A 14,019-nucleotide genomic window follows, 5' to 3' on the forward strand; every position below is an offset into this window, starting at 1 on the left:
CTACTGGGCGGTCCTGGCCTTCTGGCTGGGGGTGGTGAGGGCGGCCTCCAGGTCCATTTCCTCGTTGCGCATGCGCTGGCGCAAGGTGGCCAGGGCGACGAGGCACCTGCCGTCGTCGGCCCACTCGGGCAGGGTCTTGCTCTCGCCCCAGGCGGTGTAGGCCCGGCCGCGGGCGGCGGCTGGTCTCGCCGGGGCCGGCCGTGCGCCGGTGGCGGCGGCGAACTCGGCCGCGTACTTGAGCACACAGGCCTTGCCGGCCAGCCGTCGAAGCTCCTGCTCAGCGATGATCCCGGCCTTGATCCCGGTGTTGCGGGATGTCGGGGGCAGGGCGTCCATGCACCGGCGGAGGTCGTGCGTCAGCAGGTGGCTGCGCCAGGACTCGTAGAGGCCGGGGTCGGGTTCGCTGTCGACTGCGTCGACCAGCCGCCGCCACGCTGCATCGTCCGGGTTGACGTTGAGGTTCTCCTTCGCGAGGTGGTCCGGCAGGCCCGCGGCGTGCACGCCGTGGCGCATGGCGCGCACGGTCATCTCGGGCATGCCGGCCGCCCACGCGAGCAGGTCCCGCCGCCTCGCGTCCTCACCCTGCCAGAGCCGGGCACGGCCGATCGCCACGGAGGCCGCCGGAACACAGGCCACCGTCGTGCGGTGCTCGTTGCCGTGCGTCAGGTCGGAGACGGCCAGGCGCAGCGGTGTGTCGCCTGGGATGTCGCCGCGTTCGCAGGCGGCGCGCAGGTGTTGCAGGACGGCGGGGCCGTGGTGGGAGGACATGAGCAGGACCCCGGTCCAGGGCGGGATCGTGCCGTGCTGGTCGGTGGCCAGCGCTGGGGCTGTGATGCCGAGGCTTTTCGTCGTGCGCCAGGCGGTGAGCGGGTCCAGGGCCCGCTGTGTGGTCCAGCGTTCGGCGGCCTTGCCCTCCAGCCGGGTGCCGTCGTGCCAGGCGACGGCGGTGACGTCGCCGTTGTCGTCGGCGTGCAGGCGCATGCTGCGCGCGGGCCAGGTCCACAGGTCCATGCGGCCGAGCGCTGCCCGGGCCTCGCCGGTGGCCGGCGGTTGTGTGGCCTGTTCCCAGACCGGCCGGTCCCCCGGAGTGCGCGGCTGCGGGGGCAGGTTGAGCAGCAGCAGGTCTTTGAGGTTCAGGTTGCCGTCGACGCTGACGTGGACGCTGTCCGCGGCCGGGGGGACCTGGGCGCCGTACGTCCGTCCGCCTCCGGCCGCCGCCTTGATGCTGGACACGTCGTAGCCGAGCAGGACCAGCAGGCGGCGGGCGGCAAGGGGAGCCGGCAGCGGCGGCGTGCCGGGGCCGGTCGTGTCCCGGCCGAAGAAGTTCCGTCCGGTCTCGCTCATCAGGTAGGAGGGGTGCAGGACCTCGGGGCCGCGCGGGTACTCCGTCAGGTGGGGGTTCTGGAAGGCGGGGTGCTTCGGGTCGAACAGGTCGAGGCGGTGGTGCCACTGGTCGAGGTAGGCGTCGATGCGGGTGGTGTCGAGGGTCTCGGCCCGCCGGGCGTGCTGCCACTGGGCGGTGTCGGCCGGCCCGGCGGCGGCGTCGTAGGCGGCCAGCAGCACCCTTAGCAGCACCGCGAGTTCCTGGCCGGGGACCAACGCGAGATGCAGGCGGTGGGCCCGCACCAAGGCCTCGCGTAGTCCCACTTCGCGGTGGGTACCGGTGTCGAGGTCGCGGACGGGCAGCCATCCGCTCTCGGAGAGGTTGAACGACGGTGTCACGGCTCTCCTCTGGGAGGAACGGGCGGGCCTCGCGGCCCGCCCGAGGGGCAGATGGTGGCGGGTGGTCAGTTCTTCCAGGCGTTCCCGTTGCGGATCTCCTGCACGGTGTCCCGGACGACGCCGAGGCGGTGGGCGACCTGGATCCAGGTGAGGTCCCGGCCGCGGCCGTAGAGCCCTTCCAAGTCGGCCCGCCGGATCGCGTCCCCGAGGAGGGCCTCGCAGTCGGCGAGCGCTGCGACCGTGTCCTGGAGTACCCGACGCTGCATGGCCTGGTACTGGATCGCCGTCTGGGTGTCGTCCGCTTCGGTGGGCACGGGCGTCCGAGCGGCGTACTGGGCGAGGGTCTCGGCCGCCCTCGTGGCGGCTTCGCTCCGGCCGTCGACGGTCAGCAGCACCGACTCCCGGTCGCCGAGGACAGCCACGACGGCGTACGTGTGGCTCTGCTCTGCGACCGGTGCCGCGCGGACGAAGGCCGTCCCGTCGAAGGCCGTCCAGTCGTAGGCGATGTCCTCGGCCCCCTTGTAATAGGCGCCGATGCCGCGGGTCAGCTCCGTCCGGGCCTCGTCCTCGTCCTCGTGCAGCGAGAAGGCGAGGTAGTCGCCGTTGACGCTGTCGTTGGTCGCGACGACCCACCAGGTGCCGACCCGGGCCATGGCCACGCCCTGGTGGTCGTTGGGGAACCAGGTGTCGTCTTCCGCAGCGTCGAACTGCTCGCAGAAGCCGTCCGGGCCGGCCAGTCCGTCCCCTGAGCTGAGGGCCAGGTAAACCCGGGCCCGGACCACGTAGCGGGCGAGCGGCGCCCGCGGGTCGGCAGGCAGCGCCTCGTCCAGCAGGCCGGCGGCCAGCTCCAGGGCCTCTTCGACGGCCTTCTCCCGCGACGTGTGGGTGGTCCACGACACCGTGCCGTCGATCCGTGAGACGCAGTACGCGCCATCGCCGTACTCCTCGTACCCGACCGTGGCGATGAGGACGTCGGCGGTGTCCCACAGGAAGTCGCTCCCGCCCTTCTCGAAGGGGTCGGCGCAGTCCCGGACGAGTTGGGTGAGGTCCCTGTCGAACAGGGCGTCGGCCTCGGCCTCGCTGTCGCAGAGGATTGCCTCCTCGCCGAAGTGCCAGATCCAGCCGCCCTCCACCCTGGCGACCACCAGGTCCGAGGGGTAGCCGTTGGCCATGGTCCCGATGTCGATGTGCCGCAGCGCCCCGGCGGCCGGGTCGGACGTGTCGAAGCCGAGGCCCGAGGCCTCGGCCGTGGTCAGTGCGCGCGTCGCCATCAGAGACTCCCGAATTCGAATGACGGACCTTCCGTCATTCATGACGCTAGCACCCGGCGAAGAGCGAGACAACCACCCAATGACGGATCATCCGTCATTCACTCGAACGGGCGTGAGCCCGGAGTGGAGCCATACCGCCGGACCCGCCTCGCGGGCCCTCCGGGGCGCCGCTATGGGAAGTCGGACGGCAGCGTTGCAGGCGAACAGGCGGGGCGGGTCGGTATTCGCACACGTGTACGAGATGATGTGGGTATGCACTGCCGCCCCTCCCCGTTCGATGCCACCGGCCCTCGCACGTGGCGCGGCGTCCGCCGGGTCAACGAGAACGACCTCGCCGCCGCTGTCGGCGAGCTCGTGCCGGACCTGGTCGCCGTGTGGGTGCTCTACGCCGGCATCTGGCACCCTGCGGTGGTGACCGGCTGGCGCCTGCTGCGCCGCCCCGGCCAGTGGGCGGCGCGCGTGCAGTGGGCCCCGGCCGAGGCGGCGTGGGTCCACTACAAGGGCGGGGCCCTGAAACCGGTGCTGCCGCAGCGCGACAACCCGGCCGATCGCGTCACCGAGGACAGCCGGTGACCGCCCCCGTTCCCCTGCCCGGGCGACCGGGGCTCGCCGAGCTCCTCGCGGAGACCAGCCCGGCCGCGCGCCGAGCGAGGGTCGAGGCGCAGACCCGCCCGGTGCTGCCCGCGCTCGCCGCCGTGCTGCCGGACGGCCGGCTCCCCCGCGGCGAGACGGTCGAGGTCCTCGGCAGCGCGAGCCTTCTGCTGGCGCTGGCAGCGGGGCCGGCCTCGGCGACGGCGGTGACCTGGTCGGCGGTTGTGGGGCTGCCCGACCTCGGCCTCGCCGGCATGCGGGGGTACGGGATGCCGTGGGAGCGCACGCTCCTGGTGGACGACCTCCCCGGGGAGCAGTGGGCCGAGGTGGTGTCGATTCTGGCCGGGGCCTGCGATCTGATCCTGACCGAACCGCCGGCCACCCTGCCGGGCCGGCAGGTCGAACGGATCGCCGCCCGGCTGCGCACGACCGGGACCACGATGCTGACCTCCGCCCGGTGGCGGGGGGCCGCGCTGAGCCTGAGCGTCTCAGATCCGGTCTGGGCCGGCGTTGGCCAGGGATGGGGACAGCTGTCCAGCCGCGAGATCTCAGTTCATTGCACGGGGCGTGGGCGCGCGGCGCGGGGACGCAGCGCCCGGCTGCTGCTGCCGGACGAGTGCGGCGGCGTGAGCGCAGTGGAGTCGGCGGCCCGGATCGAGCCGGTGCCGCGGATCGGGCTGGCGTCGGCGTAGTGCGCCCGGTGGCGGCGGGCGGCCCCGTCGCGGCCGGGGGTGCGCGACGATGGAAGGGTGCCCACGCGACGCAAGGCGCCGGACCCGGTCGCCGTTCGCCCGCCGGTGCCGCTGATGCAGCCCCGGTTGGTGCCGGTGCTGCCCGCCGAGGACGGTATGCCCGGCGGAGTCGTGTACGAGATCAAGGTCGACGGCATCCGGTGCTGCATGGTGCGCACCGAGGCCGGGGTCGAGCTGTGGTCGCGGCGCGGACGGCCGTTGCACGGGCGCTTCCCCGAGGTGCTGCCGGCGCTGGCGGAGCTGCTCGCGCCGGGCGTCGTCCTCGACGGCGAGCTGTGCGCGTACCGGGGCGGACGGCTCGCGTTCACGGAGCTGCTGCGCTCGGCGGGGGCGCGGGCGGCGGACCGGGTCGCGGTGAGCTACGTCGTATGGGACGTCCTGGCGGTGCCGGGCCGGGACGTGCGCGGCCTGCCGCTGGTCGAGCGTCACGGGCTGCTGGCCGAGGTGCTCACCGGCGCCCGGCCGCCGGTCGAGCGGGTCATGGCGACCAGGAGCCGGGATACGGCGCTCGGCTGGTACCGGGATCTGCACGGTTCCGGGGTCGAGGGTCTGGTGTGCAAGGCGGCCGCGTCGCCGTACCGGCCGGAGTCGTCTTCGTGGGTGAAGGTCCGGCACGCGGAGACGGCCGACGTCGAGCTCGCCGGGGTCGTCGGTGCCCCGGACCGTCCCGAGGTGGTGCTCGCCCGGCTTCCGGACGGGCGTCAGGTGACCACGTCGCCGCGCCTGACCGCCGTGCAGGCCCGCCAGGTGGCGCAGGCGGTGCGAGGGCGGCTGCGTCCCGACTCCGAGCGGGCCGGGGTGCACTGGGTGGCGGGGCCGCGGCCGGCGGCCGAGGTGCTGCTCGGCTCCGGCCGTCACGGGCGGGTGCGGTTCGTCAGGATGCGGCCGCCCGAGTAGCACGCGCTGCTACCGCCGCCGCGCGGTGGGCTTGGGCGCCATCCCGGCGGCGGCGCCGGTGGTGGACACGGTGGCGGTGGGCACGGCGCGCAGCGGGGTGACGCTGGCGGCCGGCTGCGGGCGGGCGGCGGCGAGGTACTGCGGGAGGACGGCGGCCAGACCTTCGGCGATCTCTCGGATCGTGGGGTCCTCGGCGGGGCGGGCGAGGAGGGCGCGGGCGAGGAGGAGTGCGGACTCGACGGCGGCCGCGGGGGTGCGGATCAGGCGCAGCGCGGCGATGGCGTCGAGGGCCTGCTCGGCGTCGTGGGCCGGGGTGGCGGGTTCGGGTGCTGGCCGGGGCAGCCACGCCGGGGCGCGTTGCGGGCGGGCGGCGGGGGAGTCGGGGCCGAGGCCGAGGGCGCGGCGTGGAGTTCGGGTCACGTCGGGCTCAACGAGCGGGGGAGGGTTGCGTGATGCCTCCCGGGGCGGTGGGCGCGCCTTGGAGGCTTGCGGCTGGGCCCGTAGGTTTGGGGCCATGTCTCGCACCTGTGTCTTCTGCGGCGGCGGCCCGGTTACCGCGGAGCACGTCCTACCTCGGTGGCTCAAGGCGGCCTTTGACCCTGGGGACTTGAAGCACGGCGTGGCCGTGCGGGCGTCGGAGGCCGGCGCGCTCACGCACAGGCAGAGGCTTCTGACTGGCACCGTCAAGGCTCCGTGCGGGCCGTGCAACAACGGTTGGATGAGCGCGCTGGAGACGAGCGTTCAGGACCTTCTGCCCGCGATGATCAAAGGCGAGAACGTGGTGCTTGACGCGTCCGCACGCGGTGCTCTGGCGGCGTGGTCGCTCAAGACCATCCTCATGTCCGCCGCCGCCTACAGCTCCCAGGCGATAGTCCCGCCCGGCGACTTCACGGACTTCTACGAGCAGCGCAGGCCCACCCGCCACATGGTTGCCCGCTTGGGGATGGCGGCTCCGCCGGAGCATGGTCCGGTCGCCTTGATGGCGGAGTTCCTGTGCCCGGCGTTCGCGATGCCGGGCGGCCACGCGTACATTGCCACGCTTCGCGTCGGCTACCTGGTCATGCAGGTTCTCAGGGTCGGCCCTCTCGACGAGGGGAGGGTGCTGGTGCCGTTCCCGGCGAACACGTCCACCGTCCCGCTCTGGCCGGTGCCGGAAGACGCCGGGTCGTGGCCGCCACCGCAACCCATCCCCATGCAGGACTGGGAGGGCTTCACCCACCCCGACAACTTGGAGGCCGCCTCCATGCCGACCGCCGGGCAGTGACCGCAGGTTGCCTGTGACGGCTGTGCGCGCCCCCGTGTCGGCGGCGGCCGGGATGATCTGGGGATGGACGACGAACTCCTCAACCCCGGGCCGGGGGAATCCGAGCAGGCTCGGGGATCGGTACGGGCGGCGCTGCGGCTCGCTGGCGCCCGGGTGCGCACCGTGGACGAGCACATGTTCCGGATCGACGACGGGGGCGGTCTGCCGTCGTCGTTCCGGGTGCAGTTGTTCACCGGCGAGGGGCTGCGGCCGGTCGCGGTGGCCACCCAGACCATGCACGAGGGCCCGGGGTTGACCAACGGGGCGGAGCGGTACGCCGAGGCGGTGTGGGAGCGGCTGTGCCCGGGCGAGGAGCTCCCGCCGTTGTGGGTACAGCGGCAGCTGTTCGACGGGAGGTTCGGGATGCCCGAGGAGTTCGAGCTCGTGACGTTCCGGGAGGCCGGTCCGTACCGGCTGCGCGGCCCGCAGTGGCGGTCGATCACCTCCGGGCAGATGGCCGAGCTCGTCGGCGGGCCGGTGGCCGAGGACCGGGGCGAGGGCTACGTCCCGCGTGAGCTGCCGCCGGAGCCCGAGAAGCGGTTCGAGGTGATGGAGGTGTCCCGGCTCGGCACGCCGCGGCCGTTTCGTACGCCCGAGTGCATGCCGGCGGGCGCTTCCCGGCGGGTTCCCTGGTGGCGGCGCCTGGTGCCGGTGCGCGCGGGTCGAACCTGCTGCTGGTACCACCGGGGCGACTGGCACGCCGTCAACGCGCTGGCGATCGCGATCCTCGCCGAGGGCACCGAGGCCGGCGTCGAGGCCAAGGACATGGTCCGCGTCGCCGACAAGCGCGCCCGGGCGGCCGGGGCGGACAACTGGCAGCGCGAGGTGCTGCGATCGCTGTTCTCCCTCGGCCTGGCGATCATGCCGGACGATGACGGCACCTACGTCAACGGCCAGCACCGGGCGCGGGCCATGATGGACGCGGGCGTACGCCGAACGGTCGTCCTGCGCGACGTGTGGCCGGAGGACGCCTGACGGCCGGGCGAGGACGTTTACGCCTGACCGCGGGACCGCCGCACGTGGCTTCGGGCCCAGTTCCACAGCCGCCGCACGTGGCCGCAGGCCCACTTCCACAGCCGCCGCAGCGGCCCGGGCCTGTTCGTGGTCTCTAGCACGTCGGCCACGGCGGCTTCCACGTCGTCCATACAACGGCCCCTGAGGTAGTCCTGCCAGTCAACGGACGGACTGCCGGACGCAGCGTTCATCTCATCGTTCACCCGGGCCAGCGCCGCGCCCGTCTCGTCCTGCGCGAGTTCTCGCATCAGCAGGAGGTGGTGTTCGGGCAGTACCGCCAGGCGCAGGGCCAGGTCCCTGCTCTTGAGGAACGCCTCGGGTACCGGGCCCATGGCGATCGAGATGGCCATCAGCTCCCCGAGGTAGAAGTCGGCCCGCCTCTCGGCGACAAGATCCCTCCGCGAGGTCACCAGCTGCCGCATCGCCAGGACAATCGCGGCGAGTGCTATCAGGTCTCCGAGACCTATCTCGTTCTTCCAAATCACGGGCGAACCCTAGCGAAGCAGCACGGGCCCGTTGAATCCTCAGGGTGGTTCGGCCGGGGCCGTCCTGTCGGACGGTGGCGTACCGGGTGCCGGGCCCGGGTGCGCCTGGCAGCCTGGGAAGGTGACGACTTCTCGGGGTTCGTCCCTGCTTCTCGCACGCGCCCGGGCCTGGGGTGGTGATCCAAGGCGGGCCGGACGTCGGCTGCTGGCGTGGCTGCTCCTGGCGGTGCCGGTCGGGGTGCTGGCGGGGAGGTCGGCGCGGGAGGTGTCGCGGCTGATCGGTCAGGCCGCCGTCCTGGACCTGCCGTGGCCGCTGGCGCTGTTCCCGGGCCTGCTGCTGTTGCTGATGGCGCTGAGCGCCCGGGGAGTGCACGAGACGTGGCGTCCGCCGGTGGGCGAGGTGCTGTGGTTCGTGACGGTGGCCGGGCTCATCTCGCTGTCCGCTCTGGCGTGAGGGGCGACGGCTCCGGGGCCGCGAGGAGCGCGGGCGGGCGCAGCAGGACCGGCGAGCCGGGGTGGACGGGGTGGAAGCCGCCGCGGAGGTAGAGGCGGTGGAGTCGGTCGTTGGCGGCGACGGCCGCAAGCCCGAGGCCCTGCTCGTCGGCCCATGCGAGGGTCTGGCGGACCAGGTCGCGTGTCGCTTGTCCGTCCCGGCCGCCGGCCAGGCCGCCGACTGCGCCCCACGGTGCGGTACGGCGCAGGGGCGTGATGACGCGGTGGAGTTCGGCGCCGCGTCGGGCCGAGTCGACGAGGTGCACGAGCTGCCAGACGAGCGCGGCGAGTTCCACGGCGAGGACGGCGGGCCCGGCGATGCGGGCCGCGAGGGGTCCGGCGAGGGCCTCGGCGGCGCAGGCCGCCGCGATGCCGGGCGGGACCATCAGGGCGAGCATGCCGGCGACGGCGGCGGGCAGGAGCACGAGCACGCCGAAGAGGTGCCAACGCAGCGGGCGGGGCTGCTGCACGACCAGGGTTGACGGCCCGACGGCGAGCACGCTGCCGGCGGTGTGCTGGACAACGATGTTGAACAGCCACACGGGGGCGATAACGGTGCGCAGCGGGCCGGGTGGGAGGCGCGGTGGTGCGCGCGACGGGGTGAGGCTGCCCAGCACTGAGCAGTGGGCATGTGGCCTCGGTCACCTCACCCGAAACGCAAAAGGCGGTCCCAACCGTTGGAACGGCTGGAACCGCCTTGTCTCATGCTGGCCGGTGGCAGCGGGCGTTCGTCAGTCCTGCGCGGCGGAGGCACGGCGGAGCGTGATCGCCTCGCCCGTGCGGTAGCTGTCGCCGAAGGCGCCGGGGTCGTGTCGGCGTACGTCCAGGATGTAGCCGCGACAGGTCGAGGCGTCGTGGCCTCGGACCACCCAGCCACCGGACTGGGTCGCGCACCAGTCGCAACGCGGTTCCGTCCTCGCCCGCCGCCGTGCCGCAGCGGCTACTACAGCAAGGGTGGTGAGGCTGCCGAGCACGGCAACCAGCAGAATTCCGGTCATCGTGTTTCCCTTCGATCGGGCTGGGGCGCCGATGGACGGTGATGCGCTGGGGAGCGGGGCGGATCTCCCCGCCCGCGCTCGCTCGTTGAGCATGGCCACCGACTGTTCAGAGGCGAGAGGGCAGGTATTCAGAGTGCCGCAGGGCGCCCGCTGGCCTTGCTGCGGAGGCGGGTGACGGCCTGCTCGCTGGTCCGGGCCCGCCGGGCGATCGAACTGTCGGTATGGCCGCAGGCGATGGCGCGGCCGATGAGCTCCACCTGCTCGGCCTCCAGGCCCTCGACGTCGGCGCCGGTCGCCGCTTCGGCCTTCATCTCCGCGATGTCGGCGCCGGTCACTGCCAGGCGGTTCCAGTCCTGTTCGCGCAGAGCGGTCCGGTGGGCATGAGCGGCTTCCAGCGCGTCCAGGAGGCGGACGCCGGCCTCCCCGGCGTGGGCGGTCTCGCGCGCGGCCCAGGACGTGAGCCCGGCGTTGGTGGTCATCGAGGTGATGCGGCCGAAGGCGAGGGCTTGGTGCTCGGCGTCCCAGTCCGCGCACACCATGACGGGGCGCGGGTCGCCCCCGAGCAGGATCGTCCGGTACCAGGACCGCACGCCCAGGACCTCTAGGTAGACGTACGTCCCGTCGTCGGCCGGGCAGCCGTAGACCTTCTTGATCTCCGGGTGCCAGTGCTCGTTGTGGCCCAGGAAGCGCGTGATGGCCTCGCACTCGTAGGCGAGCGCGTTCCGTCCGGCTCCGAGCACTCCCGGCTGGTAGACCTGCGGGAAGCAGGCCACGATGTCGGCGTAGTCGACGAGGTCGGCGTCCGCAGTCGCGGGCTCGGCTCGGCGGTGCCGGCCGCACAGGCGGCCGATGGTGCGCCCGGCCCGGGCGGCAGCGGCCGACCAGTCCAGTTCCCCACTGGCCTGGAAGAGGCCGTCCAGCAGGGCCTGGGCGTGCGGGGCGAGTTCCTCCAGCAGCCGGTTGGCGTCTTGGACCCCGAGGTAGGGCAGCTCCTTGACGCCGGAGTCGATGACCCAGGTCAGCAGCTCCGGCACCGGCTGGAACCACATGTGCGGCCCCCGGTGGGAGAAGTGCGTGCCGGGGTGCCACCGCAGCCACGTCTCGCGGGGAACGTCGCTGGCGGACGTCCAGGCCGGGTTCCAGGGCTCCAGGTGCTCGGGATTCTCGAAGAGGCGCAGCTCGCCGGTCCGGGTGTCCAGGAGGATCTGCTGGTAGTGGCCGGCGGAGAACCTCGGGTAGCGGACCGAGACGGACGAGATCACCTCGGCCACCGGCGTGACGGCGACCTGCGGCGCCGCGTAGAGGGCCTGCTGGACCTGCGGAACGACAATCTCGATTGCCATCTGTAGATCACTCCTGACTTTCAGTCATGGTTGGGTGTGCGTCGGCGCCGAAGGCGGCGCAGCGGTTCGGTGTCGTGCGGGCCGGGTTCAGCGGGGCTCGCCACGGAGAGGGTGCTCGGTGTCGTTCTGCGAGGGGACTGGCGCGGTGAGGGTGTCGTCGACGGGCCCGAGGCACAGAAGCCGCTCGCCTCGCTCGCGGATGAAGCCGGTGCCCAGGCAGATGCACTCTGTGTCGTGGCCGGGCGTCGGAGCGCCGCGCCGGCAGTCCACCAGCTCTTCGTGCAGCGGCACCAGGTCCTCCTCCCGCCAGACCATGACCGCCATGACCTGTCCCAGCTTATGAACGGTTCAGGTGTCTCATGGGTGCTTCTGTCGCAGGGCGCCGATGTCGAGGGAGCATCAGCCGTGGTGGGTTGTCGGCACCGGGTGTCTCAGGTTTCGTTGTGAATCTGTGAGCCTTTCGATCATGTTCACTCGAACGAGTGATCTATCGAGTGGTTCCGCCACTGCGAGGCCCCGCGATCTCTAGGGTCGCGTTCGTCTTGTGCCAGCCGGAGGAAGCCGAGGGGACGATGGTTGACGGCCACGTGACCACTCACGACGACCACGGCAGCACGGACAGGATCCCGAAGCGCACCGTCCGCGACACCGGCCTGCCGGACGACAACGACTCCATCGGCCCGGCGACTATCCCGAGAGGGTGGAAGTTGACGCTGCACGCGGAGTCGAAGTCGGCTGCGGCGCGAGGTCATTTCCGTGGCGGTGGAGCGACCCTCGTACTCGTGGAGGAAGTGGTATGACCAGTCCGGATTCGTCACGTTTTGTGGCCATGAGCACCGCCGAGCAGAAGGCGGTGACGACAGCAGCCGCGAGCGCGCACGCCAACGTGGAGGCGACGTACAGCTACCTTCAAGGACTGCAGCGCACCTCACCGCGGTTCAAGGAGTGGTTCGGAACGCCGGACGCCACCAGTGCCAAGACAGTCTCGGGAGTTATCCTTCGACTGGCCGGCGGTGGTTCGGGCTTGTCGACGATCCCCGATTTCACCTTCCGTCGCGAGCCTGAAAACAAGATTCAGGACGGACAGGCTCGGATCGGTACCGTTTCTCCGGACACGTACGGCGAGGTGGGCCTCTACCCGTACTTCTTCACGCTCCCGCCGCTGCTGCAGGCGGGCGCGCTGGTGAGTCTCGCCACCCAGTTCACCAGCACGGGTGCCACCGCGACGTTGGCCTATGACGAAGGCGCCTGCAAGATGTTGGCCGCAAAGGATCCGAAGGAAGCCCTCCGCAACGCGGATTCTTACCGGCATTTCGTGATGAACTCGACCAACCTGAACTAAGAACTCCTGCCGGCAGTGGGCGGGGTAGCCGCTGGGTGCGGCTGGCCCGCCCACTGCCCGGGGCATCGACCCCTCCCTAGTTCGCGGGCTCAGTCGCCTGCCGCGTCGGTATGTCGGCACGATCGCTGCGGGGCCGCTGCCGTGCGGTCCGGTGGTTTTCGCCTGGGACGTCGTGGGCGTTGGCCTGTGGCTGCAGGCGGATCCGTCCGAGGTTCTCGTCAGCCGGGTGCGGGGATGGCGGCGAGTGCCGGGCGAGTGCGCCGGGTGCGGTCCTGCTTGAGGGCCTGGTTCTCGTGGTAGAGGTTGGCGGTCACGGTGGCCAGGGCGTCGAGTTTGTTCTGCAGCAGGGTGACGTTCTGCTTGGACTCTCGGAGCTGTCGGCGGAGTTCTGTGATCTCCTCGTCACGGCGGACTTCGCCGGGGGTCCGCAGGACGGGACGGGCGACGCGGGCGTCCCAGTCGGCGAGGACAGTGCCGGCGCGGTGGACGGTGGCGTGGCTGACGCCGGCCTCACGGGCCAGGTTCTCCTTCGTGAGGGCACCGTCGGTGCGCTCGGCCCGGCCGTCCAACAGCCGGTGCATGGCGGCACGGAGCTTGGCCTCGGTGGCGGGCGAGACGGGCATCAGGCACCTTCCTCGGTCGGGTCGAGCTGGTCGAAGTGGGCGGTGACCGCGCGGACGTCCGCGAGCCGGTTCTCGATCAGGACCCGGCGCGGGGCGGGGAGCTTGGTCGTCAACCGTTGGGTGAGGTCCTGCTCTTCGAGGCGCCAGATCGGGGCGTGCTTGATCGTCAGGACGGAGTTGCGGCACCGGGCCGGCTGGCAGGCGCCCAGCAGCGGCTGGTTGCCGCGCTGTTGTTCGGGCAGGGCGTTCTGGCACTCGGCGGTGGCCTGGTTCCACAGGCAGTGGTTGATCGTGCCCAGGTGCAGGTCGGCGAACTCGTCCCGCAGCAGGCTGACCTCCAGGCGCTGGTCTGCGGCGGTGGCCCGCAGGGCCTGACCGGCCTGGTCGAGTTGGGTGTTGACCTTGTCGAGTCCGGTGTGGAGGCGGTGGGCGCCGGGCCCGACCGCGACCGCCTGGCCGGTGCGGCGGGCGCGGAGCATGGCGGTGAGGCGTTCGGCGGCGGCGGTCTCCAGTTCGATGTTGAACTCCTTGGCCCACTGGGTGTCGGTCTGTCCGTAGGCTGCGGTGACGGCGTTGGCCAGGGCCCGGCGGGCCGCGTGCTTGAGCTGGAGGCCGTTGGCGATCTCACCGTCGGGTTCCTGCCGGGTGATGACCGACATGGTGCGGCGGAACATGTGCGGTCGCACGAGCGCCTCGGGGATGGGTTCCAGGCCGGTGCGGGCGGCGGTGGCGTTGACGGTCTTGATGAAGTGGTCGATGTCGTCGCGCGGGATGAAGCCCTTGGCGACGTCGTGCTTGCTGTCGTCGGCCGGCGGGACGAGGCTGGCGAAGACGTGGGTCTCGTGCCAGGACAGGCGTTCGGCCAAGGCGACGGCTTGGGCGACGGGTTCGATGATCCACCAGTGCTCGCGCGGGGCGTCCGCCCTGCCCTTGACCAGGGTGGAGGCGATGGCGGGTGCCCCGTAGTGCTGGGTGAGCGCGCCGCGGCGGATTTCCTGGACTACTGGCGGGAGGGGGTTATTCCGACCATGCACTATTCCTTCGATCGATCTCGGGTTCGGTGCGGCCGAGACGAGGACCTCGGCACCTCTCTGGAACGGAGGCGAGCAGTCAGCGGTCCAGAACCTCGCGCCAGACATCGCCGCCTTCGGCCCAGGTCCAGAGCCACTTCCGCAACGACGAGGTC

The 14,019-nt window shown here is 72.0% G+C and carries 17 protein-coding genes; 7 read left to right on the top strand and 10 right to left on the bottom strand.

What is annotated here, in order from left to right:
- Positions 1–1,722 carry a type I-E CRISPR-associated protein Cse1/CasA gene (casA, locus tag ACFXOZ_RS30950; protein ID WP_380593436.1) on the bottom strand — a complete coding sequence of 574 codons (1,722 nt, stop codon included), beginning with the start codon at positions 1,720–1,722 and terminating at the stop codon, positions 1–3.
- Between the two features lie 65 nt (positions 1,723–1,787).
- On the bottom strand, positions 1,788–2,993 hold the full coding sequence (locus tag ACFXOZ_RS30955) for a hypothetical protein (RefSeq protein WP_380593437.1): 1,206 nt from the start codon (positions 2,991–2,993) through the stop codon (positions 1,788–1,790).
- Between the two features lie 252 nt (positions 2,994–3,245).
- Between ACFXOZ_RS30955 and ACFXOZ_RS30960 the strand changes: the two genes are divergently transcribed.
- Genes ACFXOZ_RS30960 through ACFXOZ_RS30970 form a run of 3 tightly spaced genes read left to right on the top strand, consistent with a single transcriptional unit; the run spans position 3,246 to position 5,233 of the window.
- A complete protein-coding gene (locus tag ACFXOZ_RS30960; RefSeq protein WP_380593438.1) occupies positions 3,246–3,566 on the top strand; it encodes a hypothetical protein in 321 nt (106 codons plus the stop codon).
- Positions 3,563–4,276 carry a hypothetical protein gene (locus ACFXOZ_RS30965; protein ID WP_380593439.1) on the top strand — a complete coding sequence of 238 codons (714 nt, stop codon included), beginning with the start codon at positions 3,563–3,565 and terminating at the stop codon, positions 4,274–4,276. The genes ACFXOZ_RS30960 and ACFXOZ_RS30965 overlap by 4 nt, the downstream gene beginning before the upstream one ends.
- A gap of 57 nt (positions 4,277–4,333) precedes the next feature.
- Positions 4,334–5,233, top strand: coding sequence for a DNA ligase (locus tag ACFXOZ_RS30970; protein WP_380593440.1), 900 nt, complete (start codon positions 4,334–4,336; stop codon positions 5,231–5,233).
- A 9-nt stretch (positions 5,234–5,242) separates the two neighbouring features.
- Here ACFXOZ_RS30970 and ACFXOZ_RS30975 read toward each other — a convergent pair whose 3' ends face one another.
- Positions 5,243–5,653, bottom strand: a complete 411-nt coding sequence (locus ACFXOZ_RS30975) for a hypothetical protein (RefSeq protein WP_380593441.1) — start codon at positions 5,651–5,653, stop codon at positions 5,243–5,245.
- Between the two features lie 298 nt (positions 5,654–5,951).
- Between ACFXOZ_RS30975 and ACFXOZ_RS30980 the strand changes: the two genes are divergently transcribed.
- On the top strand, positions 5,952–6,497 hold the full coding sequence (locus ACFXOZ_RS30980; protein ID WP_380593442.1) for a hypothetical protein: 546 nt from the start codon (positions 5,952–5,954) through the stop codon (positions 6,495–6,497).
- Between the two features lie 63 nt (positions 6,498–6,560).
- Complete coding sequence (locus ACFXOZ_RS30985; protein WP_380593443.1) at positions 6,561–7,511, top strand: hypothetical protein; 951 nt, start codon at positions 6,561–6,563, stop codon at positions 7,509–7,511.
- Between the two features lie 17 nt (positions 7,512–7,528).
- On the opposite strand, the gene ACFXOZ_RS30990 is transcribed toward ACFXOZ_RS30985, so the two are convergent.
- Positions 7,529–8,035 carry a hypothetical protein gene (locus ACFXOZ_RS30990; protein ID WP_380593444.1) on the bottom strand — a complete coding sequence of 169 codons (507 nt, stop codon included), beginning with the start codon at positions 8,033–8,035 and terminating at the stop codon, positions 7,529–7,531.
- A 121-nt stretch (positions 8,036–8,156) separates the two neighbouring features.
- Between ACFXOZ_RS30990 and ACFXOZ_RS30995 the strand changes: the two genes are divergently transcribed.
- Positions 8,157–8,489: a hypothetical protein gene (locus ACFXOZ_RS30995; protein WP_380593445.1), complete on the top strand. Its 333-nt coding sequence runs from the start codon at positions 8,157–8,159 to the stop codon at positions 8,487–8,489.
- Here the strand turns inward: ACFXOZ_RS30995 and ACFXOZ_RS31000 are convergent.
- From ACFXOZ_RS31000 to ACFXOZ_RS31015, 4 genes are all read right to left on the bottom strand, one after another.
- The gene (locus tag ACFXOZ_RS31000) at positions 8,464–9,069 is read right to left on the bottom strand and encodes a hypothetical protein (RefSeq protein WP_380593446.1); all 606 of its coding nucleotides are present in this window, start codon (positions 9,067–9,069) and stop codon (positions 8,464–8,466) included. The genes ACFXOZ_RS30995 and ACFXOZ_RS31000 overlap by 26 nt on opposite strands.
- Positions 9,070–9,258: 189 nt before the next feature.
- A complete protein-coding gene (locus ACFXOZ_RS31005) occupies positions 9,259–9,525 on the bottom strand; it encodes a hypothetical protein (protein ID WP_380593447.1) in 267 nt (88 codons plus the stop codon).
- Between the two features lie 128 nt (positions 9,526–9,653).
- On the bottom strand, positions 9,654–10,868 hold the full coding sequence (locus tag ACFXOZ_RS31010) for a hypothetical protein (protein ID WP_380593448.1): 1,215 nt from the start codon (positions 10,866–10,868) through the stop codon (positions 9,654–9,656).
- A gap of 87 nt (positions 10,869–10,955) precedes the next feature.
- Complete coding sequence (locus ACFXOZ_RS31015; protein WP_380593449.1) at positions 10,956–11,192, bottom strand: hypothetical protein; 237 nt, start codon at positions 11,190–11,192, stop codon at positions 10,956–10,958.
- Between the two features lie 472 nt (positions 11,193–11,664).
- On the opposite strand from ACFXOZ_RS31015, the gene ACFXOZ_RS31020 reads away from it, so the two are divergent.
- A complete protein-coding gene (locus tag ACFXOZ_RS31020; RefSeq protein ID WP_380522376.1) occupies positions 11,665–12,210 on the top strand; it encodes a M35 family metallo-endopeptidase in 546 nt (181 codons plus the stop codon).
- Between the two features lie 218 nt (positions 12,211–12,428).
- Here ACFXOZ_RS31020 and ACFXOZ_RS31025 read toward each other — a convergent pair whose 3' ends face one another.
- Positions 12,429–12,833: a hypothetical protein gene (locus ACFXOZ_RS31025; protein WP_380522378.1), complete on the bottom strand. Its 405-nt coding sequence runs from the start codon at positions 12,831–12,833 to the stop codon at positions 12,429–12,431.
- On the bottom strand, positions 12,833–13,867 hold the full coding sequence (locus ACFXOZ_RS31030; protein WP_380522379.1) for a hypothetical protein: 1,035 nt from the start codon (positions 13,865–13,867) through the stop codon (positions 12,833–12,835). Before ACFXOZ_RS31030 ends, ACFXOZ_RS31025 begins: the two co-directional genes overlap by 1 nt.
- Positions 13,868–14,019: the final 152 nt, after the last annotated feature.

This window comes from Kitasatospora sp. NPDC059160 (assembly GCF_042755465.1).
GTDB lineage: Bacteria > Actinomycetota > Actinomycetes > Streptomycetales > Streptomycetaceae > Kitasatospora.